This window comes from Rhizobium sp. BK399, from assembly GCF_014194695.1.
Lineage (GTDB): Bacteria > Pseudomonadota > Alphaproteobacteria > Rhizobiales > Rhizobiaceae > Rhizobium.
On the sequence record NZ_JACIAH010000049.1, the window covers coordinates 1 to 1,892 of the forward strand.

The following is a 1,892-nucleotide window of genomic DNA, read 5'->3' on the forward strand; positions in this document are numbered from 1 at the left end:
CCCCACTCGCTGTTACGCTGCGAGCTGCTGCCTGAATGCCACGTCCACGTAGTAGTTGGTGCTGTTGAATGTGCTCGTCGGGAACAGCCCGCTGGAGCCATAGGCATAGACGCCGTTACCACCGCTCAGCGCCGACGACATGGCCTGCAGATTGCCGTTTGTCGTTGTGTCGCTGAAGTAGTTGCCGGTTGCCGAGTAATTGCCGTTCGTGCTGTAGGATACGACGTATGTCGAGCCGGCATCGATGGCGACCTGCTGCGAGAGATCGACAGATTGCCAACCGCTTGCGCTCTCGTTGGTGAAGGTGGCGCTCGCCAGCAGGGTGCCACTTGCTGTCCAGAGATAGCCTGTGTGTGCTCCGGTATTTTCCGCGCTCTTGTAGAAGCGAATACCGGTGATCCAGCCCGCTGCATCCGACTGGAATTTCATGCCGAGATTGACCGGGCTGTTGTCGTTGACGGAGACGATCGCCGGCGTCGTACCGGCGGCGAAGACATTCTGCTCGCTGCCTTCGTTGGAAATGTTGAGGGATGCCTGCGCAGTGGACGTTGCACCCTTCGTATCGGCGATGGTGTAGGAAAAGCTCGCAGATCCGGTGTAGCCCGTTTCCGGCGTGAAGGTGATCATGTTCGACTGGCTGTCGAAGGACACCGTTCCGTGCAGCGCGTTGCCGACACTGGTGACGGAAATCGCGTCGCCATCGGGGTCGCTGTCGTTGGCGAGCAATGCCGAGGCGAGGATCGTCAATTGGGTGTTTGCAACACCTGATATTCCGGAGTCGTTCGCAGCGACGGGGGCAGCGTTTTGAGTCGCTGGCTGATAAAGAACGTCGACCCAATAGTTGGTCAAATTGTAGGTCGCGCTCGGGAAGAGGCTGCCTGTGCCATAGGCATAAACGCCATTGCCCGTAGAAGATGCGGTCAGAGTGCCGTTTGAGTGGCTGGTCGTGAAATAGTTTGGCGTGGCCGCATAGAAGCCGTTCGAATGATAGCTTGCCACATAGGTAACGCCTGCGGAGATGCTGACAGGTTGCGAGAAGGTTACCGTTTGCCAGCCGCTTGCTGTCTCGTTCGAGAAAGTTGCGGACGCAAGCAGGACGCCGGTGCTGCTCCAGAGTGAACCGACGTGCGTGCCGGTGTCTTGCGCGCTCTTGTAGTAGCGCAGGCCAGTAATCTCGCCCCTTTCGGAAGAGGTGAACTTGACGCCGAGTTCCACCGATCCTGGATCATTGTCCGCAGCAATGGTCGGCGTATCCGTTGACGAAAACAGGCCTGTGCCCGTTGGCTGTGCGCCAACCGTCAAGTTGACGGTTGCCGAGGCGGTACCGCCGCGGCCATCCGCGATCGTGTATGAGAAATTTGCCGCGCCGACGTATCCTGTTGTCGGAGTGAACACGATCGTATTTGTCACGCTATCGAAAGTGACTGTGCCGTTTGCCCCGTTTGCAACACCCGTGATCGACAACGGGTCGCCATCCGGGTCGTTGTCGTTCGCCAGGAGGGCTGCTGCCGCAATGGATAGTGCCGTGCTCGAGTAGGTGCTGAAGCCGTTATCGTTGGCTGCAACAGGCACCGAATTCACCGTCGATTGATTGAATACGACATCGACCCAGTAATTGGATGCCTGATAGCTGGATGTTGGGAAGGTCGTGCCGGTGCCGTAGGAAAAGACGCCGTTCCCTCCGCTCGCCGTCGCGGAAACGCCGGTGAGGGCTCCGTTGGTATGCGCTGTGTTGAAGTAGCCGACAGTTGCCACATAGGTCCCGGTCGTGTGATACGATGCGACGTAGGTTACCCCGGCCTGGATCTGGATCGGGCTGGAGAACTTTGCGGTTTGCCAACCGCTGAGAGACTCGTTGGTGAAAGTTACAGTCGTCAGGAGCGTGCCGTCAG

At 58.4% G+C, this 1,892-nt stretch carries 1 protein-coding gene; it reads right to left on the reverse strand.

Translation table 11 applies throughout. The features are described from left to right. Positions 1-12 precede the first annotated feature (12 nt). The coding region (locus FHT97_RS30610; RefSeq protein ID WP_183865218.1) for a DUF4082 domain-containing protein at positions 13-1,892 on the reverse strand (1,880 nt) is incomplete at its 5' end.